18 protein-coding genes are annotated in these 20,475 nt (G+C 67.8%); 6 read left to right on the top strand and 12 right to left on the bottom strand.

The annotated features are described in order from the left end of the window. Positions 1–46: 46 nt before the first annotated feature. From R9X41_RS02620 to R9X41_RS02600, 5 genes are all read right to left on the bottom strand, one after another. On the bottom strand, positions 47–697 hold the full coding sequence (locus tag R9X41_RS02620; protein WP_318633352.1) for a protein-methionine-sulfoxide reductase heme-binding subunit MsrQ: 651 nt from the start codon (positions 695–697) through the stop codon (positions 47–49). Between the two features lie 29 nt (positions 698–726). Further along, positions 727–1,725: a protein-methionine-sulfoxide reductase catalytic subunit MsrP gene (msrP, locus tag R9X41_RS02615; protein WP_318633351.1), complete on the bottom strand. Its 999-nt coding sequence runs from the start codon at positions 1,723–1,725 to the stop codon at positions 727–729. Positions 1,726–1,842: 117 nt separating this feature from the next. Beyond that, positions 1,843–3,198, bottom strand: a complete 1,356-nt coding sequence (gene ccsB / locus R9X41_RS02610; RefSeq protein ID WP_318633350.1) for a c-type cytochrome biogenesis protein CcsB — start codon at positions 3,196–3,198, stop codon at positions 1,843–1,845. A 44-nt stretch (positions 3,199–3,242) separates the two neighbouring features. After that, positions 3,243–5,363: a cytochrome c biogenesis protein ResB gene (locus R9X41_RS02605; RefSeq protein ID WP_318633349.1), complete on the bottom strand. Its 2,121-nt coding sequence runs from the start codon at positions 5,361–5,363 to the stop codon at positions 3,243–3,245. A gap of 144 nt (positions 5,364–5,507) precedes the next feature. After that, positions 5,508–6,170, bottom strand: coding sequence for a c-type cytochrome (locus R9X41_RS02600; RefSeq protein ID WP_318633348.1), 663 nt, complete (start codon positions 6,168–6,170; stop codon positions 5,508–5,510). A gap of 151 nt (positions 6,171–6,321) precedes the next feature. On the opposite strand from R9X41_RS02600, the gene yihA reads away from it, so the two are divergent. Both yihA and R9X41_RS02590 read left to right on the top strand, forming a co-directional pair. Continuing rightward, a complete protein-coding gene (yihA, locus tag R9X41_RS02595; protein WP_318633347.1) occupies positions 6,322–7,101 on the top strand; it encodes a ribosome biogenesis GTP-binding protein YihA/YsxC in 780 nt (259 codons plus the stop codon). A gap of 124 nt (positions 7,102–7,225) precedes the next feature. After that, positions 7,226–8,317: a hypothetical protein gene (locus tag R9X41_RS02590; RefSeq protein ID WP_318633346.1), complete on the top strand. Its 1,092-nt coding sequence runs from the start codon at positions 7,226–7,228 to the stop codon at positions 8,315–8,317. 30 nt (positions 8,318–8,347) lie between these two features. Here the strand turns inward: R9X41_RS02590 and R9X41_RS02585 are convergent, their stop codons facing one another. Further along, positions 8,348–8,770, bottom strand: coding sequence for a hypothetical protein (locus tag R9X41_RS02585; RefSeq protein ID WP_318633345.1), 423 nt, complete (start codon positions 8,768–8,770; stop codon positions 8,348–8,350). A 214-nt stretch (positions 8,771–8,984) separates the two neighbouring features. Here R9X41_RS02585 and R9X41_RS02580 point away from each other — a divergent pair, with 214 nt between their 5' ends. Then, on the top strand, positions 8,985–9,254 hold the full coding sequence (locus tag R9X41_RS02580; RefSeq protein ID WP_318633344.1) for a hypothetical protein: 270 nt from the start codon (positions 8,985–8,987) through the stop codon (positions 9,252–9,254). On the opposite strand, the gene R9X41_RS02575 is transcribed toward R9X41_RS02580, so the two are convergent. Further along, a complete protein-coding gene (locus R9X41_RS02575) occupies positions 9,248–10,111 on the bottom strand; it encodes a lysophospholipid acyltransferase family protein (RefSeq protein WP_318633343.1) in 864 nt (287 codons plus the stop codon). The genes R9X41_RS02580 and R9X41_RS02575 overlap by 7 nt on opposite strands. Next, positions 10,111–10,932 (bottom strand): lysophospholipid acyltransferase family protein, encoded by an 822-nt coding sequence (locus tag R9X41_RS02570; RefSeq protein WP_318633342.1) that lies wholly within the window; start codon positions 10,930–10,932, stop codon positions 10,111–10,113. The genes R9X41_RS02575 and R9X41_RS02570 overlap by 1 nt, the downstream gene beginning before the upstream one ends. 226 nt (positions 10,933–11,158) lie before the next feature. Here R9X41_RS02570 and metK point away from each other — a divergent pair, with 226 nt between their 5' ends. The 3 genes from metK to R9X41_RS02555 all read left to right on the top strand — a co-directional run bounded on the left by metK (position 11,159) and on the right by R9X41_RS02555 (position 13,198). After that, a complete protein-coding gene (gene metK, locus R9X41_RS02565; protein WP_318633341.1) occupies positions 11,159–12,340 on the top strand; it encodes a methionine adenosyltransferase in 1,182 nt (393 codons plus the stop codon). Between the two features lie 244 nt (positions 12,341–12,584). After that, positions 12,585–12,896 carry a hypothetical protein gene (locus R9X41_RS02560; RefSeq protein WP_318633340.1) on the top strand — a complete coding sequence of 104 codons (312 nt, stop codon included), beginning with the start codon at positions 12,585–12,587 and terminating at the stop codon, positions 12,894–12,896. 32 nt (positions 12,897–12,928) lie between these two features. Beyond that, positions 12,929–13,198 carry a hypothetical protein gene (locus tag R9X41_RS02555; RefSeq protein ID WP_318633339.1) on the top strand — a complete coding sequence of 90 codons (270 nt, stop codon included), beginning with the start codon at positions 12,929–12,931 and terminating at the stop codon, positions 13,196–13,198. Positions 13,199–13,204: 6 nt separating this feature from the next. Here R9X41_RS02555 and R9X41_RS02550 read toward each other — a convergent pair whose 3' ends face one another. The 4 genes from R9X41_RS02550 to R9X41_RS02535 form a co-directional block, all read right to left on the bottom strand. Beyond that, positions 13,205–14,617: an efflux transporter outer membrane subunit gene (locus R9X41_RS02550; RefSeq protein WP_318633338.1), complete on the bottom strand. Its 1,413-nt coding sequence runs from the start codon at positions 14,615–14,617 to the stop codon at positions 13,205–13,207. Beyond that, positions 14,614–17,802 (bottom strand): efflux RND transporter permease subunit, encoded by a 3,189-nt coding sequence (locus R9X41_RS02545; RefSeq protein ID WP_318633337.1) that lies wholly within the window; start codon positions 17,800–17,802, stop codon positions 14,614–14,616. Before R9X41_RS02545 ends, R9X41_RS02550 begins: the two co-directional genes overlap by 4 nt. Positions 17,803–17,821: 19 nt before the next feature. Then, positions 17,822–19,072: an efflux RND transporter periplasmic adaptor subunit gene (locus R9X41_RS02540; protein WP_318633336.1), complete on the bottom strand. Its 1,251-nt coding sequence runs from the start codon at positions 19,070–19,072 to the stop codon at positions 17,822–17,824. A gap of 194 nt (positions 19,073–19,266) precedes the next feature. Next, the gene (locus R9X41_RS02535; RefSeq protein ID WP_318633335.1) at positions 19,267–20,457 is read right to left on the bottom strand and encodes an MFS transporter; all 1,191 of its coding nucleotides are present in this window, start codon (positions 20,455–20,457) and stop codon (positions 19,267–19,269) included. Positions 20,458–20,475 lie beyond the last annotated feature (18 nt).

The following is a 20,475-nucleotide window of genomic DNA, read 5'->3' as shown; positions in this document are numbered from 1 at the left end:
CGCGGCCGTGGCCGGCCTGATGCGTTGCTGAATCAGTCGCGCTGATTCAGGCGGCGGGCCGGCGTGCCGGCGCCCGCGCCGCCTGGGCCTGCTTGCGCTTCTTGCCCGCGAAGGCATACCAGACACGCCACAGCAGCAGCACCGCGATGATGGCCGCATAGACAAAGACCTCGGCGAAATTGTTCTTGCCCGCGCGCATCCAGAAGAAATGCAGCAGGCCAAGACCGGCGATCAGATAGACCAGCTTGTGCAGCGCCTGCCAGCGCCGGGCGCCCAGCGCCTTGATCGCGCGGTTGAACGACGTGGCGGCCAGCGGCGTCAGCAGCACGAAAGCCGCGAAACCCACCAGGATGAAGGGCCGCTTGGCGATGTCGCGCAACACCTCGCCGATGTCGAAGCCCATGTCGAACCAGGCGTAGCACAGCAGGTGCAGCACGACGTAGAAGTAGACGTACAGCCCCAGCATGCGGCGCAGGCGCGCCAGGCCGTTCCAGCCGGACATCACCCGCAGCGGCGTCACCGCCAGCACGATGCACAGGAACCGCAGCGTCCAGTCGCCGGTGCTGCGCACCAAGGCTTCGGCCGGATTGGCGCCGAGCGCATCGGCCAGCGCGCCATACGCCAGCCAGGCGAACGGCCCGAGGCACAGCAGGAAGATCAGCGGCTTGGTCGCCGGATGCAGGAGGATCTTGTTCATCGTGCTCGCGCCTGTCGGCCGTGTCGTGCTCAGTAGTTCTTCTTGAGGTCCATGCCGGCGTAGAGCTTGCCGACCTGCGCCTCGTAGCCGTTGAACATCTCGGTCTTGCGGCGCTTGGCGAACAGGCCGCCGCCGTCGCCGATGCGGCGCTCGGTGGCCTGGCTCCAGCGCGGGTGGTCCACGTTGGGGTTCACGTTGGAATAGAAGCCGTATTCGTTCGACGCCGCCTTGTTCCAGGCAGTGCCGGGCTGCTGCTCCACGAAGCGGATCTTGACGATGGACTTGGCACTCTTGAAGCCATATTTCCACGGCACCACCAGCCGCACCGGCGCGCCGTTCTGGTTGGGTAGCACCTCGCCGTACATGCCGAAGGTGAGCATGGTCAGCGGATGCATCGCCTCGTCCATGCGCAGGCCTTCGGCGTAGGGCCAGTCGAGCACGCGCGAGCCGACGAAGGGCATGGTCTTGGGATCGGCCAGCGTCAGGAACTCCACGTACTTGGCGTTGCCCAGCGGCTCCACCCGCTTGATGAGTTCGGCCAGCGAATAACCGACCCAGGGAATCACCATCGACCAGCCTTCGACGCAGCGCAGGCGATAGATGCGCTCTTCCTGCGGGCTGAGCTTGAGCAGGTCTTCGATGTCGAAGCGGCCGGGTTTCTTCACCAGCCCTTCGACCGCCACGCTCCACGGCCGCGTCTTCAGCGTGTGGGCGTTCTGCGCCGGATCGGCCTTGTCGGTGCCGAACTCGTAGTAGTTGTTGTAGGTGCTGGCGTCCTTGTAGTCGGTCGGCTTGTCCATGGCCTGTGCGCCATCGACCTTGGACGGCACGCTGGCCAGCGCCGCCAGCTTGCCCGGCTTCTCGGTGGCGGCGATCGCTTGCCGGCCCGCCCAGGTCGCAAGCACCGAACCGGCCGCGCCACCGGCCAGTTGCTTCATCAGGCGGCGGCGGTCCTCGTAGACGGCGCGCGGCGTGATCTCGCTCGAGTAGGGATGGTCAAATCCTGAATCGCGGGAACGGGTCGGCATGGAAAACCTTTCGATGGATGGCAGCGAACAGTAGTTCGTGCCAGGAGCTCATTGGGTTACGCGATGGCGGCCCTGCCGGTTTCAGAAAGTTCGCCGTGCGCTGCGCACAGACGCCGGTCAGAGCGTTCCGTAGCTGTGCAGGCCCGACAGAAACATGTTCACTCCCAAGAAGGCGAAGGTGGTCACGGCCAGCCCGCAGAGTGCCCACCAGGCCGACACCGTGCCGCGCAGGCCCTTCATCAGCCGCATGTGCAGCCAGGCGGCGTAGTTCAGCCAGACGATCAGCGCCCAGGTTTCCTTCGGATCCCAGCTCCAGTAGCCACCCCAGGCTTCGGCGGCCCACAGGGCGCCGAGCACGGTGGCGATGGTGAAAAAGGCAAAGCCGACGGCGATCGCCTTGTACATCATGTCGTCGAGCACGGTGAGCGGCGGCAGCTTGGCGGCGATGCGGCGCCGGCCGAACACGATGGCCGCGACGATCAGCGCCGACACGCCGAAATACACCATCCAGTAAGCGCTGCCGTTGTTGCCCGCCGTCTTGCGGAAGACGATGGGTTCGAAGCACAGCACGATGCCCAGCAGCCACAGCGGCGCGAGCTTCAGCAGCCGGGTCTCGCCCGCCTGCTGCTTGATGAGGTAGGCGAAGGCCACCATGGCCGACAGCGCAAAGGTGCCGTAGCCGATGAAATTGGCCGGCACGTGCAGCTTCATCCACCAGCTCTTGAGCGCCGGCACCAGCGGCTGGATCTCCTGCGCCTCGCGCGCCACCGTGTACCAGAGCAGGAAGCCGACCGCGCCGCTCACCACCAGCATCACGAAGCCGCCGAGCGCCCGGGTCTGGTAGTGGTCCTCGTAGTAGAGATAGAAGGTGGTGGTGAGCCAGCAGAACAGCACGAAGACTTCGTAGAGGTTGCTCACCGGAATGTGGCCGATGTCCGCGCCGATCAGATAGCTCTCGTACCAGCGCACCATGGTGCCGGTGAGCGCCATGGTCACCGCCACCCAGGCCAGCCGGGTGCCCACGCGCGACATGGCCACGCCCTCGCCGCGCGAGAGCGTGCCGATCCAATAGAAGACGGTGCTCATGCAGAAGAGCACGCTCATCCACAGAATCGCCGACTGGCTCGACAGGAAGTACTTGAGCCAGAACACGCTGTCGGCGCGCTCCAGCTGGCCCTGCCCGCCGTCCTGGTAGGAAGCCAGCGCCAGCAGCGACAGCACCGCCACCGCCAGCATCAGCTTGCGCAGCGGGCGCCAGAACCAGCCCAGCCAGGCGAAGAAGGGTATTGCGCCGAGCATGATCCCTTTCTCGTAGACGTCCATGAAGGCGCCGTAGCGGTGCAGGGTGAACAGCCCGCCGGCGGCGACGGCGAGCGCGAACACCCAGTCGAAGAGGCTGCGCCGGGCGAAAAAGCCCGATTGCAGCGTCAGGGTGCGCGGCGTGCCGGCGGGGGAAGCGGTGGTGGTATTCATGCTGAACTCCGGTGGTTCATGGGGACGGCTCGGCGGCGATGCCGTCAGAGCGCCGCGCCGAGCAGGCGCTCGCGCAGACGTTCGAATTCGCGCTCGCCATCGAGCGTCTTGCGATTGGAGGACAGGGCCATCGTCGCCTGCGATCCGCCGGACGCGTCGGGTGCCAGCCAGATCCACAGTCGGCGCTCACGGACGAAGAGCATCGAGAACACCCCCACGATCAGGAACACGCAACCGGTGTACACCACGATTCTGCCCGGGGCGCGCGCCACCTGGAACACGCTGGCCTGCACCTGCTCGAAATCGTCCAGTCGAAAAGCCAGCGGCACCGGGTAGACGGCCATGTCGCCGAGCGACAGCACCGATTGCGTCATGAAAGCGCGCGCGGTGGCGTCGCCCGCGTCCAGCGGCGCCAAGCCGGCGTCGCGGCGGGTCTGCTGCAGCAGTTCGAACAACGCGCCGTTGAGGATGCGCACCAGCACCTCACCGGCCCGGGCGCGCTCGCCTTCGGGCACGTTGGCCTCCATGAAAGCCGAGATCGCCTGCAGCCCGCCGTTGTGTTCCGGCGTTCCGGCCGGCGCCTGCGGATTGCCGGCAAAGAGCGCCAGCGCGCGCGATGCCGACGCCTGCAGCTGCTGCACCAATTCGGGCCGCGAGCCGTCGACCGAGGCCTGCGCGTAGCGCCGCACCGCCGCCTCGCGTCGACCGGGATCGGCCAGTGCCGCGTGCAGGCGCATGAAGCCGTCGACGCTGCCGTTCTCGTCGGCGGGCAGCCGCAGGTAGCGGAAGGCGTCGGCCGCGTCGGACCGCATGCCGAACAGGAACACCGGCACGCCGTCGCCCAGCTCGACCGGCAGCATGTAGTTCTGGAACTCCAGCGCCTGGCCGGCCGCGTCGCGCAGCCGGTAGGTGATGCTCGGGCCGACATTGCGCAGCGACCGGTCGGCGTTGGGCCGGTTGGGCGCGCCGATGCGCGATTCGAGCTCGTGGCGCAGATCCACCTTGCGCACGTCGACCGCGCCGTCGCCGCCCTTGCCGAAGTTCTCGACGTTGATGGTGCGCAGCGCGCCGTATTCCAGGGTGTAGGGGCCGCCGGCCCGCTGGTCGAGCGCCGTGCTGCTGCCGATCGTGCCTTCCACATCGAAGGCCGCCGCCGTGCCGTGCATCGGTAAGGCCTTGAGCTTCACCTTGGAGCCACCGTCGTCGAAGCTCGACTGGTAGATGTCCACGCCGCGCCAGCTCACCGGGTGGTTCACCTCCACCCGCGCGCTGTGCGCCTCGCCGGTGATGCGGTCGTGGATCACGATGTCGCTCGCGAACAGCTTGGGCATGCCGGTGGAATAGTGTTCCACCACGAACTTCTTGAGCTCGATGGAAAACGGGAGGTCCTGCACCAGGATGCCGTCGGCCTGGTTGAGGATGGCGCTGCCCGACTGCGATCCCTCGGGCACCATCAGATTGCCGCGAAAGGTCGGATTGGAGGGCGACAGGCGGTGCTGCGGCGCCACGTCGGCGATCATGCCGCCACCCCGATAGGCCGACTTGCCGTGCAGCAGCATCTGGGCGCGCACCACCAGGTCGCCGTCGAGCAGGCCGCCGATGCAGATCAGCACGATGGCGCCGTGCGCCGCGATGTAGCCGAGCTTGTTGGCCGCGCCCGCCTTGGCCGCGAGCATCCAGCCGTCGCCGGAGCGCTCCTGCAGCTTCACCTTCCAGCCGGCACCCACGAGCGCGCCGCCCAGGCGCCGGGCGGCGTCTTCCGGCGCATCGTCCAGGCCGGCCTCGGCCCGCTGGCCGAAGGCGCGCAGGCTCTGCACCCGCAGGTTTTCCTTGTAGGCCCGCAGGTCGGCCACGATCTTGGGCACGCTGCGCCAGATGCACAACGAGGTGCTGGTGACCAAAAACGCCAGGATCAACAGGAACCACCAGGCGCTGTAGACGCGGTAGAGCGAAGCGGTGTCGAAGACCTCGGCCCAGAACGGGCCGAACTGGTTGACGTAGTTGCCGTAGGGCTGCTGCTGTTGCAGCACGGTGCCGATGATGGAGGCGATGCAGATGACGCTGAGCAGCGAGATCGCGAATCGCATCGACGACATCAGTTCGATAGCGGCCCGCAAGAACGAGGAGCCGGAACGAACGCGGATGCCGTGGGTGGAGACGGACATGGGGACGGCAGGACGAAGACGAAAAAAGGAGCAGGCGAAACAAGGGGCGGCCACTCCGTCAGGAATGTGCCGCCCTCATGGCAGAGTGTGCCGCAGGTCGATTGGTTCAGTGCGGCGCTGCGGAATTGCGCCGGCCGCGAAAAATCAGCGCAGGCCGGCGATGTAGTCGCCCAGGGCCTTGATCTCGCGGTCGTTGAGGCGGGCCGACACGCCGGCCATCACCGCGTTGTTGGCACGCACACCGTCGCGGAAGGCCGTCAGCTGGGACGCGGTGTAGTCGGCATGCTGGCCACCCAGGCGCGGGTACTGGGCCGGCAGGCCGGCGCCGTTGGGGCTGTGGCAGCTGGCGCAGGCCGGCACCTGGCGCTCGGCGATGCCGCCGCGGTAGATCTTTTCGCCGACGGCGACGAGTTCCTTGTCCTTGGCGAAGCCGTTCTTGGGCGCCTTGCTCACCAGCCACCAGGAGATATTGCGCATGTCGTCTTCGGACAGCGCGGCCGCGAAGCCCTGCATGATGGGGTTCTTGCGCGTGCCCGCCTTGAACTCGCGCAACTGCTTGACCAGGTATTCGGGATGCTGGGAGGCCAGCTTGGGCTGGGCCGGCACGGCCGAGTTGCCGTCGGCGCCATGGCAGGCCGCACAGACTGCCGTGTAGCTGGCTTCGCCCTTGGCCAGGTCGGGCTTGGCGGCCTTCTGCGCTGCGACCGGCGCGGCTGCCGGAGCACCCTCTGCCGCGAAAGCCGGCGAAACGGAAATCAGCAGCGCACAGGCTCCCATCGCGGCTTGCAGCAAGACGGACAACTTCATATCGAGGGTCTCTTCTTATCAGCGCAAAACCGCATGATTCTACAATGGCACCCCCTGCCGCAAGCCCGGTTTTCCCTGGGACGGCACGCCTGCCGCCCCGACATCGCGGCCTTTCGCGCCCTTGCTACCTCCCGCCCGCATCCTCCCCGACATGACCACACCACGACCGACCGCGCGCCACGCCGGCTCCAGCCCAGCCGACCCCGCCGCCAAGGCCGCCATGGGCTGGATGCATACCGCGCGATTCCTCACGACCGCCGCCCAGCTGCACCACCTGCCGCGCCTCGACCTGCCCGAGATCGCCTTCGTCGGCCGCTCCAACGCCGGCAAATCGACCTGCATCAACACCCTGGCGCAGCAGAAGCAACTGGCCTTCGCCTCGAAAAAGCCCGGCCGCACCCAGCACATCAACCTGTTCTCGCTCGGCCGCCAGGGCCAGACCGACGCGGTGCTGGCCGACCTGCCCGGCTACGGCTACGCAGCCGTTCCGCAGCAGGACAAGATCCGCTGGCAGCGCGTGATGGGCCAGTACCTCGTCGCCCGTGAAAACCTCACCGGCGTGGTGCTGCTCTGCGATCCGCGCCTGGGCCTGACCGAACTCGACGAACTGCTGCTCGACCTGATCCGCCCACGCGTCGAAGAAGGCCTGAAGTTCCTGCTGCTGCTCACCAAGGCCGACAAACTCACCCGCGTGGAGGCCGACAAGGCCCTGCAGATCGCCAAGCTCAATGCCGGCGGCGGCGACGCGCAGCTCTTCTCCGCGCTCAAGCGCAAGGGCGTGGACGAAACCGCGCTGCGCCTGCGCCAGTGGGTGGATGAAGCCACGCCGGCTTTCGTCGAGCGGGCCGCCGCGCGGCAGGTGGAGGAAGGAGTCGACGCCGGCTTGGAGGAAGACCTCGGACAGGACCGAAGCGGCGAACCTTCGGCCTGACTTGCCTGGCGGGTTCGCCGAAGGGCTCGCTCGCCGCGCGAAGTCTGCAGCGCCTGCTTCGTGGATCGGAACTTCCGATCCGAACGCGTCTGCCAGCCAGCAGCACCGACCCTACGCTGGCGGGATGTCGTTGCCTCCCATCTCACACCCCTCGACGCTGCCGCCCGACAGCACCACCTCCTCCGCCGACGACGGCATGCGCCATCGTTTCAACCGACTCTGGTTGCCGCCTCGTGTCGATTTTTGGGAAGCGGCCGCCAGACTGCCATTGCCCGAGCCGCAGTGGGTGAGCTTCGCATCCACTTCACCCGCCCCTAAAGCAGCGCCTTTTCGGTCCCTGGCTGATTTCACCTACGCCCCTGTAGAGACTGAATGGCCCCAGGAAGTCGCGGCATTGGAAGCGCCGTCGGTCGATGCCGTGCTCGACGCCGACACTTGCGCCGCGCCGCAAAGCGACGGCGCGCTGCTGGCGCGCTGTGCACGCCACGGTTGGGGCGAAAAAGCCATCGAAGTGATCTCCCGCATGCTGAAACAAGGCAACGCCGCAGGCAGCCTGCCCACCGATCAGCAATTCGAACAGGCCCAGAGGGCATGTCTGAGTCAGCCCGCACTCGCCTTGAAACTTTTCTACTTCATGGTGGATAAGCTGGCCCCCTGCGGTCTGGTTATCACCACCTTCAATTTCAACAAGGCACTCGAGGCCTGCTGCCGCGCGCGACGGGATGCCGACGCCGATCGCCTGTTCCAGCTGCTGCAGAGCCGGGGCAACAAGCCGGACATGAAGACACTCCAGATCATGCTGTGCGTACGGCCGCCCGAGGCACATCCCCAGCTCCTGCAGATGGCCGTCGACCTGCACATGCTCTATCCCCACCTTGGCTACGACGGCAAACGCAATGTGCTCGACCTGCGCAGGCGCGCCACCCGTCCACGCTACTCGACGGGAGCCGGCTCCAAATCGCTGGTGCCCCCGATCGCCTGCGCCATCATCCGGACCCTGCACGGCCGAGGCCTGCTGGACCGGGGAACCCACTTCGAGCTGGGCGCGCGAAAAGTTCCCGAGTTGACACGCTATATCGACACCATCACGCCCTGGCTTCCCGAGCGTCGCGCCGACCGGCGTTGGCAGGCGGGCGCACCGGAGCACGCCCGCCACGCAGAAGAGCCGGCGGGCCAGCCGGCCGCTAGGCCGGTCGCAGACGGCGACCGGACCTGAGCCAGGTTGCGAGAGCGCAGCCCGCCTGCGTTACTCGCCCACCAGCGAAGCGGCGATCCCGAGGGCGATGATCGCCACTGACCCTAAACCGTGGTAGATCGCCCGGAGGTTGTCGGTGATGCCCCAGAAGGAAGCGTAGCGTCCCTGGTAGGTGCCGTGCTGCACGGTTGGCGCGTCGGGATGTCGCGTCGCCGGGGCGCCTCGCTGGGAATGGGGGCGGCGGGTACTGCGTCGGTTGTCCACTGTCAGAAGATGGCTGAGCCTGCCATCGTCGCCCAGTACCGGGTAGATCTGCTGGTGCGCCGTGCCGTGCATGGCCGGACCCAGTTTCAGTTGACTGAAATCGGGCCCCTGCATGCCCGCGGCGGCATACGGACCGGCCCCGAATGCGGCGGGAGCCCCGAACATCCCGGGCACGAAGGCCGGGGTCGGCAAGCCGTGCAGACCCGCCACGTGAGGATCGTGTGAATATCGGGAGGAAGACCCCTGACGAAGCGCCGCCGGGTCGCCTGCTGGCGTACGTGGGTGCCGCGAAAGCCCGTGTCGCACGGGCAGGTGGGATGGAGCAGGGAAAGAACTCAGGCCGGGATGGAACATGCTGGAGACTCGCGAGGTTCGGTGGGATGGACACCCCACGGCGGACGCCAAGGGGCGCTCGAGTCTCCAGATGAAGCCGGTCCGGATTCAGGCCGTCATCGCAACCCTGGCCGGCCAGGCGAATCCACCACCGCGGCCGAGTCTTCAAGGGCTTGTGTGCCGGGTCCACTTCTTCAACGTGGCGCCGCAGCAGCGCGGATCAGCCTGGCAGCAAGGCGATCATGGCCGCGACGTGCGACGTTCACACCTGCTGCAGGTCCGCCATGCCGTGATGGTGCGCATGCTGCGGATGAAGCGCCTGGCGATCACCATGGCCCCGCCGAACCCCGAAACTCAATAAACCGATGGTTCGCCCGGCGGCCGCGTCTTGAACCGCTTGTGCACCCAGTAGTACTGCTCGGGCATCGCCTCGATGAACCCCTCCAGCCTACGGTTCATCAGGGCGGTGTCGGCCACCGGATCTTCGCCGGGAAAGCCCTGCCAGGCCGGCAGCAGCTCCACGGTGTAGCCCTGCGGCGTGATGCGCGACAGCACGGTGACCACCTTGGCCCGACCCAGCCGCGCGAACCGCGCCACCGACGGCAGCGTGGCGGCCTGGATACCGAAGAACGGCACGAACACCGAATCGTCCGGGCCGAAGTCCATGTCCGGCAGCAGGTAGAACACGTCGCCGGCCCGCAGCGACGCCACGATTTCCTTGAGCCCGGTGGTGCGCGAGAACACGCGGCAGTCGCCGAAGCGCAGTCGGCCGGCCTTGATCCAGTCGTCGACCGCCGTGTCGGCCTGCTGCGCGTAGATGGAGGTGTAGCGACGCGGAACGCGGATCGCGATCGCCGTCGCCGCCGCATCCAGGCCGTAGAAGTGCGGCGCGAAAAGAATGGTGGGCGCGTCGCCCGCCAGCTCGTCGATCGCGCCGGTCAAGACCAGACGCCGCTCGACCACCGCCGGCGCTGCATGCCAGAGCCAGCCCCGGTCCATCCACGACTGGCCGAAGGCCACGAAGGTGCGCAGCGCCATGCGACGGCGTTCGTCGTCGCTCAGGTGCGCAAAGCAAAGCCGCAGATTGGTGTCGACCACATGCCGCCGCGAACGGACCAGCGCATACAGCAGCATGCCCAGCAGCCAGCCCAGCGCCCGCACTGCACGCAGGGGCAGCACCGCACTGCAGCGCATCAGCAGGATGGCGATGCGGCTCATCACGACACGGCCCTCGGCCGCTTGTAGCGGGCGTAGCCCCACAGGTACTGGTCGGGGCGGCGCCGGATCATCGATTCCACATCCAGGTTGAGTGCGGCCGTCGCCTGCACGAGATCGGCAGGCAGCGGCTCGGATCGGGCTCGCACGTGTACCGCGAAACCGCGCCCCCACGACAGGCGCTCGGTCCAGGCCAGCAGCACCGTCGCGCCCGACTGCTGGGCCAGGCGCGCCGCCAGGGTCATGGTGTAGGCCGGCTCGCCGAAGAAAGGCACCCACGCGCCCATGCCCTCGGGCGGCACCTGGTCGGGCAGCAGGCCCACCGCTTCGCCGCGACGCAGGGCGCGCAGCAGCTCGCGCACGCCGGCCAGTGTGGTGGGCACGGCCCTCAGGTGGGGACGCGTCCGGGCGGTCGACATGCGCCGGGCGAGCCAGGCCTGGCGGGCCGGCCGATAGAGCACGGTCATCGGGCCGTGCGCGGCGCCGTAGTCGGCTGCCAGCGCCTGGGGCGAGAGCTCGAAGCCGCCCAGGTGCGGCGTGAGAAAGAGAATGCCGCGCCCGGCAGCGTAGGCGTCGGCGATGCAGCCATCGTCGTCCCAGACCCAGCGCGGCGCCGGCCCCCACCACAGGCGCGGCAGCTCGGCCACCATGCGCCCGGCATGGGCGACCGCGCCCGCCACCTGCGCGAAGCCATAACCTGCCAGCGCCGCGTTCGCGACGAAGCGGCGGCGGTAGGTCGCCGACAGGCAGAACGCCATCCAGCCGAGAAACGCACCCGAGGCATGGAGCAGCCAGAGCGGCGCGTGGGAAAGAAGCCTCGTCACAAGATGGGATCGATCGAATGCGGAAAAACGGGCGACGCCCGGGGAAACGAGGAAGACCGCACGAAACGTGTCGGCGGGCGTGATGGCTAGAATGCCGCTGTCGCCGAGTTAATCTGAGCAACTTGCAGGGCGACGTTAAACCCAACTGCTAAAGCGTTCGCCACAACTCCACGGAGTCTCGGGCAACGCCCCAGAAACCTCGAAACCCTGGAGTTTATTCAATCAAATGGCGAACGACTTTCTCTTCACGTCCGAATCCGTCTCCGAAGGCCATCCCGACAAGGTGGCCGACCAGATTTCTGACGCCATCCTCGATGCGATCTTCGAACAAGACCCCCTGAGCCGCGTCGCGGCCGAGACGCTGACCAACACCGGACTGGTCGTGCTGGCGGGCGAGATCACCACCAACGCGCACGTCGACTACATCCAGGTCGCGCGCGACACCATCAAGCGCATCGGCTACGACAACACCGACTACGGCATCGACTACAAGGGCTGCGCCGTGATGGTGGCCTACGACAAGCAGTCCAACGACATCGCCCAGGGCGTGGACCATGCGTCCGACGACCACCTCAACACCGGCGCCGGCGACCAGGGCCTGATGTTCGGCTACGCCTGCGACGAGACGCCCGAGCTGATGCCCGCGCCCATCTACTACGCGCACCGCCTGGTCGAGCGCCAGGCCCAGTTGCGCAAGGACGGCCGCCTGCCCTTCCTGCGACCCGACGCCAAAAGCCAGGTCACGATGCGCTACGTGGACGGCAAGCCGCACAGCATCGACACCGTGGTGCTGTCCACCCAGCACAGCCCGGACCAGAGCGAGACGCCCAAAAAGATGAAGGCGAGCTTCGTCGAGGCGGTGATCGAGGAGATCATCAAGCCGGTGCTGCCCAAGGAGTGGCTGCAGGGCACCAAGTACCTGATCAACCCGACCGGCCGTTTCGTCATCGGCGGCCCGCAGGGCGACTGCGGCCTGACCGGTCGCAAGATCATCGTCGACACCTACGGCGGCGCCTGCCCGCACGGGGGTGGTGCCTTCAGCGGCAAGGATCCGAGCAAGGTCGACCGCTCGGCCGCCTATGCCGCCCGCTACGTGGCCAAGAACATCGTCGCCGCGGGCCTGGCGCGCCAGTGCCAGATTCAGGTCGCCTACGCGATCGGTGTGGCCAAGCCGATGAACATCACGGTCTACACCGAAGGCACCGGCGTGATCCCGGACGCGGACATCGCCAAGCTGGTGGAGGCGCATTTCGACCTACGTCCCAAGGGCATCATCCAGATGCTGGACCTGCTGCGCCCGATCTACCAGAAGACCGCCGCCTACGGCCATTTCGGCCGCGAGGAACCCGAGTTCACCTGGGAAAAGACGGACAAGGCGGCGCTGCTGAAAGCAGCAGCTGGGCTGTAAGCCCAGTCCCGGCGATAGCCGGGAGCCGACTTGCGCTACAAGGCGGCGCTGCTGAAGGCAGCAGCTGGGCTGTAAGCCCAGTCCCGGCGATAGCCGGGAGCCGACTTGCGCTACAAGGCGGCGCTGCTGAAGGCAGCAGTCCTTCTGTAAGCCCATTCGGCGCCCATCACCGGTTTTGTCCGACACCGTGATGGCGCCGCCCTCACGAAGGTGGATCCTGTTCGAGACATGACAGGAGTTCGCCATGAACGAAAAACCAGAACGCGCCTTTCCCGCCACCGGCAAGCCGACCGACGCCGTACCACCGACGGCCGACGCGGCACCGGATGCCATCGGCCCGTCCGACAGCGGCCAGCGGCCCGGCGGCCGGGTCGACGGCGGCTCCGGCAGCGACCAGGTCGCGATGAATTTCGACGACGACGAGATCTATTCCGGCACCGGCCACAACAGCCGGCGCGGCGGCACCACGCACGCAACCGGCGGCGACAGCGGCAAGGTCGACAAGCCGGGTGAACAACTCTCGCGCAGCAACGAGCCGCGGGAACGCAATTTCTGATCGACACCTTCCTTCAGCCACGGGAGCATCCCATGCAGAAAGACGATTCGAAGAACCCGCACGGCGCTTATATTTCGCGCGCCAATCCGAGGAAGTTCGAGCAAGAGGGCCTGGCCCGCGATGCCGGACAGGTGCAGAACGGCTCGGGCTTCAAGGGCAACGGCCACGGACCGCAGCAAAACTCCGACTGGTACGGTGAGCAGCGCGGCACGGCCTCCAGCCGACGGGCCAGCGCCCCCAAGACCGCCGACGAACTGGCGCTCGCCGCCGGTGTCAGGTCCAAGCCGGCGACCCGCCCCTGACAGGCCTTACTGCCAGCCGCCGCCCATCGTGCGGTACAGCGCCAGCCGGTTCGACTGCTCGGCCAGCTCCAGCGTGATCAGCGTCTGACCCGCCGCATACAGCGAGCGTTGTGTCACCAGCGTGTCGAGATAGCTATCGACGCCGGTGCGATAGCGCGCCTGCGACAGGCGATAAGCCTGCTCCGACGCGTTGCGCAGGGAGCGCTGGGCGTCGAGCTGCTCCTGCAGCGTGGCGCGTGCATCCAGTGCATCGGCCACCTCACGGAACGCCGTCTGAATCGTCTTGTCGTACTGCGCAACGTTGATGTCACGGGTGACCCGCGCCACGTCCAGGCTCGCCTGCAGCGCCCCGCCGCTGAAGATCGGAATCACGATCTGCGGCGCGAAGCTCCACGCACCATTGCCCGACTCGAACAGGTTTGACAGATCCCGACTCCCACTGCCCGCCGAACCGGTGAGTGTGATGCGTGGGAAGAACGCCGCACGCGCCGCGCCGATGTTGGCATTGGCCGCCTGCAGCGTGTGCTCGGCCGCCAGGACGTCGGGCCGGTTCTGCAGCAGCGTCGAGGGCAGGCCTTCGGGCACGTTCACCAGCGGGGTGACGGTCATCAGGCCCTCGTCGACCACCGGCAGCAACGCGTCCGGCACGCTGGAGCCGACCAGCAGGGCCAGCAGGTTGCGGTCCTGCGCGATGGCGCGGCTGTAGGCGGCGACGTCCGACCGCGCGCTATCGACCGTGGTGCGTGCCTGCGCCAGTGTCAGGCCCGACTCGTTGCCGATGTCGCGCGCTTTCACGGTCAGGTCGTAGGACGCCTGCTGGCTGCGCAGGGTTTCCTGCGCCAGCCGCAGGCGGCGCTGGTCGGCCGCCAGGGTGAGCCAGGTGGTCGCCACGTCCGACAGCAGGCTGATCTGCACGCTGCGCCGGGTTTCGTCGAGCGACAGATAGGCCTGGATGGCGGCTTCGTTGAGGTTGCCGATGCGGCCGAAGAGGTCGAGCTCGTAGCTCGCCACGCCCACGCTGGCGCCGTACTGGTTGAGCGTGGTCGAGCGGCCGGTGGCGGTCAGGTCTTCGGCGGTCCGGGTGCGGCTGGCACTGCCGGTGGCGTTGACGGTGGGCAGCAGAGCCGCCCGCTGAATCGCATACTGCGCCCGTGCCCGCTCGATGTTGAGGGCCGCCACGCGCAGGTCGCGGTTGTTGTCGAGCGCGGTCTTGATGACTTGCCGCAGCCGGTCGTCGATGAAGAATTCGCGCCAGGCGAGCGCCGGGGCCGGCGTGGCCACGGCGTCCACGACCGGCTGCGAGCCGGCCTTCCAGCCTTCGGGAATCGCGGGGCCGGGGCGCTGGTAATCGGGGGCGAGATTGACGCAGCCGCCGAGGGCCAGCGCCAGCGTCAGGGCGGTGAGGCGCACGGTCTTCATGCCGTCACCTCCGGAGCCGGCGCATCGCCGTGCCCGTCACGGCGGGAGCCTTCTTCGTCCTTCTTGCCCTGGCCCGACTTGAACAGGCCGCGTATCAGCACGAAGAACACCGGCACGAAGAAAATGCCGAGCACCGTGGCCGACACCATGCCGCCGAACACCGCCGTGCCGATGGCCTGCCGGCCGGCCGCGCCGGCGCCGGTGCCGATCACCAGCGGCAGCACGCCGAAGCCGAAGGCCAGCGAGGTCATCAGGATGGGCCGCAGCCGCAGCCGCACTGCCTCGTAGATGGCGTCGACCAGCGAGCGCCCCTGATCCTGCAACTGCACCGCGAACTCCACGATCAGGATCGCGTTCTTGCACGACAAGCCCACCGTGGTGAGCAGCCCCACCTGGAAATACACGTCGTTGGACATGCCGCGCAGCCCCGTGAAGGCGAGCGCGCCGATGATGCCGAGCGGCACCACCAGAATCACCGAGAACGGCACCGACCAGCTCTCGTACAGCGCCGCCAGACAAAGGAACACGAACAGGATCGACACCGCATAGAGCAGCGGCGCCTGTGCGCCGGAACGGCGTTCCTCGAAGGAGGCGCCGGTGAGCGCATAGCCGATGCCTTGCGGCATCTTGGTCATGATGTCCGACACCTTCTGCATCGCGGTGCCCGAACTCACGCCCTCGATCGCGCTGCCCAGGATCTCGTAGGCCGGCACACCGTTGAAGCGCTGCAGCTGCGGTGAGCCGAAGGTCCAGCGCTGGCTGGAGAAGGACGAGAACGGCACCATCTGCCCGGTGGCGTTGCGCACGGTCCACTTCTTCACGTCGTCGGGCAGCATGCGAAATGGCGCGTCGCCCTGGATGTAGACCCGCTTCACCCGGCCGCGGTCCAGGAAGTCGTTGACGTAAGTGCCGCCGAGCGCGGCCGACAGCGTGGTGTTGATGTCGGCGGTGGCCAGCCCGAGCGCGCCGGCGCGGCGGTCGTCGATGTCGATCGCGAACTGCGCGGTGTCGCTCAGGTTGTTGTTGCGCACGCCGGTGAGCTCGGGGTCCTTGCGGGACTCCTCCAGGAACTTGTCGGTGGCCTTGACCAGCGCGTCGTGGCCGAGCGCGGCGGTGTCCTGGATGAAGAAGTTGAAACCCGACGAAGCGCCGAGCCCGCGCACCGCCGGCGGCAGCAGCAGCAACACCCGCGCGTCGCGGATCTTGGCCAGCTCGGCATTGGCGCGCTTCACGATAGCCGCTGCGCTGTGCTCGGGGCCCGGCCGCTCTTCCCAGGGCTTGAGCTTGATGAAGGCCCGGCCCGAAGCCTGGTCGCCGTTCTGGCCGGTGCTGGTGTTGATGTTCACCACCTCCGGCTGCTTGCGGATGATCTCCTCGAACTGCCGCATCACCTGCTGGGTGCGGGCGTCGGTGGCACCGGCGGGCAGGCGGATGTCGGCCTGCAGCGTGCCCTGGTCTTCCACCGGCAGGAACGACGTGGGCAGCCGCCAGAACATGAAGGCCATGACGCCGGCGATGGCCAGGTAGACCACCATGCTGCGCTTGCCGCGCCGCACCACCTGGCGCACGCCGCCTTCGGTGACAGCGGCCGTCTTGTCGAAGCCGCGGTTGAACATCGCGAAGAAGCGGTCGACCCAGCCCAGCGGGCCGCGCCGGATCTTCTTGTGCCCTTCGGCGTCGTGCTCGTGGTGCTTGAGCATGGTGGCGCAGAGCGCCGGCGTGAGCGTCAACGCCACCAGCACCGACAGTGCCATGGCCGCCACGATGGTTACCGAGAACTGCCGGTAGATGATGCCGGTCGAGCCGCCGAAGAAGGCCATGGGAATGAACACCGCCGACAGCACCAGCGCGATGCCGATCAGCGCCGGCGTGATCTCGTCCATGGACTTGCGCGTGGCCTCCTTGGGTGACAGGTGCTCCTCGCTCATCACCCGCTCGACGTTTTCCACCACCACGATCGCGTCGTCCACCAGCAGGCCGATGGCCAGCACCATGCCGAACATGGTGAGTGTGTTGATGGAATAACCCAGCGCCGACAGCACGCCGAAGGTGCCCAGCAGCACCACCGGCACCGCGATCGTGGGGATCAGCGTGGCGCGGAAGTTCTGCAGGAACAGATACATGATCAGCACCACCAGCAGCATCGCCTCGATCAGCGCCTTGACCACCTCGTGTATCGAGGCCTGCACGAAGGGCGTGGTGTCGTAGCCGACCAGCGACTTCATCTGGTTCGGGAAGAAGGGCTCGAGCTCCTTGACCTTGGCCACCACCGCCTCGGACACCTTCAGCGCGTTGGCGCCGTTGGCCAGCACGATGCCCATGCCGGCGGCCGCGCGGCCGTTGAGCCGCGACTGCACCGTGAGGCTTTCGGCGCCGAGTTCCACCCGCGCCACGTCCTTCACCAGCACCAGCGAGCCATCGGTCGCGGTGCGCAGCAGCACGTTCTCGAACTGCTCGGGCGTCTGCAGCTTGCTGCGTGCGGTGACCGTGGCGCTGAGCTGCTGCTGCGAGAGCGCCGGCAGGCCGCCGAGCTGGCCGGCCGACACCTGGGCGTTCTGCGCGTTGAGCGCGGCGGTGACGTCGGAGGGAATCAACCCGTATTTCTCGAGCTTGGCCGCGTCGAGCCAGATGCGCATGGCGTAGCCCGAGCCGAGCACCTGCACCTCGGCCACGCCGTCGAGCCGGCTGACCGGATCGACCAGGTTGCTGTTGATGTAGTCGCCGATGTCGGTGCGGGTGAGCGCCGGGTTCTCGGAGTAGAGCGACACGATCATCAGGAAATCGTTGCCGGCCTTGGTCACCGTGACGCCCTGGCTCTGCACCGAGGTCGGCAGGCGCGGCATGGCCTGCTGCAGCTTGTTCTGCACCTGCATCTGCGCCACGTCGGGGTTGGTGCCGGCGTTGAAGGTGAGCGTGGTGCGCGACTGGCCCGACGAGGAACTCGTCGCGCCCATGTAGATGAGGTTGTCCAGCCCTTTGAGCTGCTGCTCGATCACCTGGGTGACCGAGTCTTCCACCGTCTTGGCCGACGCGCCGGTGTAGTTGGCGGTGATCGAGATCGACGGCGGCGCGATGTTGGGGTACTGCTCCAGCGGCAGCGTGCGGATGGAGATGGCGCCCGCCAGCATGATGACGATGGCGAGTACCCACGCGAAGATGGGCCGGTCGATGAAAAAGCGTGCCATGTGCGTTTCGCCCTGGCGTTCAGCGCACGGCGGCGCCGGCCGGCGCCGCTGCCGCGGCGTCGTCGGTGGCGCCGGTCGCAGCCGCCTTGCCCGCCGCCGCGGTGAGCGCGGCCAAGTCCATTTCGACGGCTTTCACCGTGTCGCCCGGCTTCACCCGCATCGAGCCCTCCACCACCAGCCGGTCGCCGGCGGCCAGGCCGTCGCGCACCAGCCAGCGGTTGCCGATGGCACGGCCCACGTTCACCGTCTTGCGCTGCACCTTGTTGTTCTGGTCGACGACCAGCGCCGAGGCCCGGCCGACCGCGTCGCGCAGCACGCCCTGCTGCGGCGCGAGCAGCGCGTCCTTGTCCGAGCCCTCCTCCACCACGGCGCGCACGTACATGCCCGGCAGCAGCAGGCCTTCGGGATTGGGTACGGTGGCGCGCAGCGTGACCGCGCCGGTCGTCTGGTTCACGCTGATGCCGGCGAACTGCAGCCGGCCATCGTGACCGTAGGGGCTGCCGTCTTCCAGCAGCAGCTTGATGCGGGCGGCGTCCGCGCCGCTGCGGGTCAGGCGGCCGGCGGCGAAGTCACGCTTGAGCCGCAGCACCTCGGCGCTGGACTGGGTAACGTCGACGTAGAGCGGATCGATCTGCTGCACCGTAGCGAGCGCCGTCGCCTGGTTGGCCGTGACCAGGGCGCCGGGCGTGACGGTGGACGTACCGATGCGCCCGGAGATCGGCGAGGTGAGCCGGGTGAAGGCGAGGTTGATGCGGGCGGTGTCCACCGAAGCCTGCGCGGTGGCGACGTCGGCCTTGGACTGCGCCAGCGCGGCCTGGCTCTGGTCGTTGACCTGCTTGCTCACCGCATCGATGCGCACCAGTTCGGCATTGCGACCGGCGGTGGCGTCGGCGGCGATCGAGGTCGCCTTGCTGCGCGCCAGGGCGGCTTCGGCGCTGGACAGCGCCGCCTTGTACGTGGACGGATCGATCTGGTAGAGCGGCTGGCCGGCGCGCACCGTGGCGCCCTCGGTGAACAGGCGCTGCTGCACGATGCCGCCGACCTGCGGCCGGATGTCGGCCGCCAGGAAGGCGCTGGTGCGCCCGGGCAATTCGGTGGTGAACACCGTGGTCTGTGGCTTCAGGGTGACGACACCCACCTCGGCCGGCCCGGCTGGCGGCGCGGCCGCCTTCTTGTCCGAACAGGCCACCAGGAAAAGGCTGAGCGCTGCCAGCGCGCCGAGCGCCGGCAGTCGTTGCGCTGCCGTACGCAGCGGGCGATTGGAAATCATGAGCGGTTTGGAGCGGTGGGCGCGGCGAAGGTTTCAGAAACTGCATGCATTTTGTTGCAATTTCCGAACCCGCATTTTGAGGGCTGGCCCGGGCGGGCCAATCCGCACTTTTACCGTACAAACCAGAACGCACCGCGAACGCGCCGGGCCTTTACCGGCGCTTTTCAATCACCGGCCCAAGCCTGCGAAATGATTCACACGACGGCGGCCATGCGGGTGCGCGAATCGTCTCGCCGGTCGAGTGCGCCGCTCCAGTGGGTCAGCCCCAGCGACACCAGCACCACCAGCGCGCCGATCCACGGGGTGTGCATCAGTCCGAGGTGGGTGACGATCAGGCCGCCCACCCAGGCGGCGCCGGCGATACCCAGGTTGAAGGCGGCGATGTTCAGGCCCGAGGCCACGTCCACCGCGCGGGGCGTGAAGCGCTCGGCCTGTTTGACCACATAGACCTGCAGCCCCGGCACGTTGCCGAAGGCGACCGCGCCCCAGAGCAGCACCGTCGCCAGCGCCAGCCACGGATGTGGCGCGGTGAATTGCAGCAGCAGCAGCACCGCCGCCAGCAGCGCGAAGATGATGCGCAGCGCCGGGATCGGTCCCAGCCGGTCGGCGAGTCGCCCGCCCCACAGGTTGCCCGCCGCCACCGAGACCCCGTAGACCAGCATCACCCAGCCCACCGCGCCAGCGCTGAAGCCGGACACCTCGGTGAGGATCGGCGCGAGGAAGGTGAACGGAATGAAGGAGCCGCCGTAGCCGATCGCCGTCTTGGCATAGACCAGCAGCAGGCGCGGCTCGGCGAGCACCCGGGCCTGCTGCACGAGCGAGGCCGGCGGCGCATGGCGAATGCCACGCGGCACGAACACCGCGCTGCCGACGAAGGCGACCACGCCCAGCGCCGCCACGGCGAGAAAGGTTTCGCGCCAGCCGAAATGCTGGCCGATGAAGGTGCCCAGCGGCACGCCGGTCACCAGCGCGACGGTCAGGCCGGTGAACATCAGCGCGATGGCGCTCGCCGCCTTGTCGCGCGGCACCAGGCCGGTGGCGATGGTCGAGCCGATCGAGAAGAACACACCGTGCGCCAGACCGGTAAGGATGCGCGCCGCCACCAGCGACTCGTATCCGGGCGCCTGCCAGGCCAGCAGGTTGCCGACCGTGAACAGCGCCATCAGGCCGAGCAGCAAGGTCTTGCGCGGCAGTCGGCCGGTCAGCGCGGTCAGCACCGGTGCGCCGATGGCCACGCCGAGCGCGTAGAGGCTGACCAGCAGCCCGGCCGAGGGCAGATCGACACCGAGGTCGGCCGCCACCGTCGGCAGCAGGCCGACGATCACGAACTCGGTCGTGCCGATGGCGAATGCGCTGAGCGTCAGCGCGAACAGGGCAATGGGCATGGGAAAACTCCTGCAGCA

It is taken from the genome of Xylophilus sp. GOD-11R, from assembly GCF_033546935.1.
GTDB lineage: Bacteria > Pseudomonadota > Gammaproteobacteria > Burkholderiales > Burkholderiaceae_C > Xylophilus.
The sequence above is the reverse complement of the archived record's forward strand: the minus strand, read 5'-3'. Positions and strand labels throughout refer to the sequence as shown.

What these genes read in the sequence shown, in the direction of transcription:
- yihA (WP_318633347.1), top strand. Translation starts at nt 6,322, where the DNA reads ATGACCACACCACGACCGACCGCGCGCCACGCCGGCTCCAGCCCAGCC.
- R9X41_RS02560 (WP_318633340.1), top strand. Translation starts at nt 12,585, where the DNA reads ATGAACGAAAAACCAGAACGCGCCTTTCCCGCCACCGGCAAGCCGACC.
- R9X41_RS02605 (WP_318633349.1), bottom strand. Translation starts at nt 5,363, where the DNA reads ATGTCCGTCTCCACCCACGGCATCCGCGTTCGTTCCGGCTCCTCGTTC.
- R9X41_RS02600 (WP_318633348.1), bottom strand. Translation starts at nt 6,170, where the DNA reads ATGAAGTTGTCCGTCTTGCTGCAAGCCGCGATGGGAGCCTGTGCGCTG.
- R9X41_RS02620 (WP_318633352.1), bottom strand. Translation starts at nt 697, where the DNA reads ATGAACAAGATCCTCCTGCATCCGGCGACCAAGCCGCTGATCTTCCTG.
- R9X41_RS02590 (WP_318633346.1), top strand. Translation starts at nt 7,226, where the DNA reads ATGTCGTTGCCTCCCATCTCACACCCCTCGACGCTGCCGCCCGACAGC.
- metK (WP_318633341.1), top strand. Translation starts at nt 11,159, where the DNA reads ATGGCGAACGACTTTCTCTTCACGTCCGAATCCGTCTCCGAAGGCCAT.
- R9X41_RS02580 (WP_318633344.1), top strand. Translation starts at nt 8,985, where the DNA reads ATGAAGCCGGTCCGGATTCAGGCCGTCATCGCAACCCTGGCCGGCCAG.
- R9X41_RS02555 (WP_318633339.1), top strand. Translation starts at nt 12,929, where the DNA reads ATGCAGAAAGACGATTCGAAGAACCCGCACGGCGCTTATATTTCGCGC.
- R9X41_RS02535 (WP_318633335.1), bottom strand. Translation starts at nt 20,457, where the DNA reads ATGCCCATTGCCCTGTTCGCGCTGACGCTCAGCGCATTCGCCATCGGC.
- ccsB (WP_318633350.1), bottom strand. Translation starts at nt 3,198, where the DNA reads ATGAATACCACCACCGCTTCCCCCGCCGGCACGCCGCGCACCCTGACG.
- R9X41_RS02540 (WP_318633336.1), bottom strand. Translation starts at nt 19,072, where the DNA reads ATGATTTCCAATCGCCCGCTGCGTACGGCAGCGCAACGACTGCCGGCG.
- R9X41_RS02545 (WP_318633337.1), bottom strand. Translation starts at nt 17,802, where the DNA reads ATGGCACGCTTTTTCATCGACCGGCCCATCTTCGCGTGGGTACTCGCC.
- msrP (WP_318633351.1), bottom strand. Translation starts at nt 1,725, where the DNA reads ATGCCGACCCGTTCCCGCGATTCAGGATTTGACCATCCCTACTCGAGC.
- R9X41_RS02575 (WP_318633343.1), bottom strand. Translation starts at nt 10,111, where the DNA reads ATGAGCCGCATCGCCATCCTGCTGATGCGCTGCAGTGCGGTGCTGCCC.
- R9X41_RS02550 (WP_318633338.1), bottom strand. Translation starts at nt 14,617, where the DNA reads ATGAAGACCGTGCGCCTCACCGCCCTGACGCTGGCGCTGGCCCTCGGC.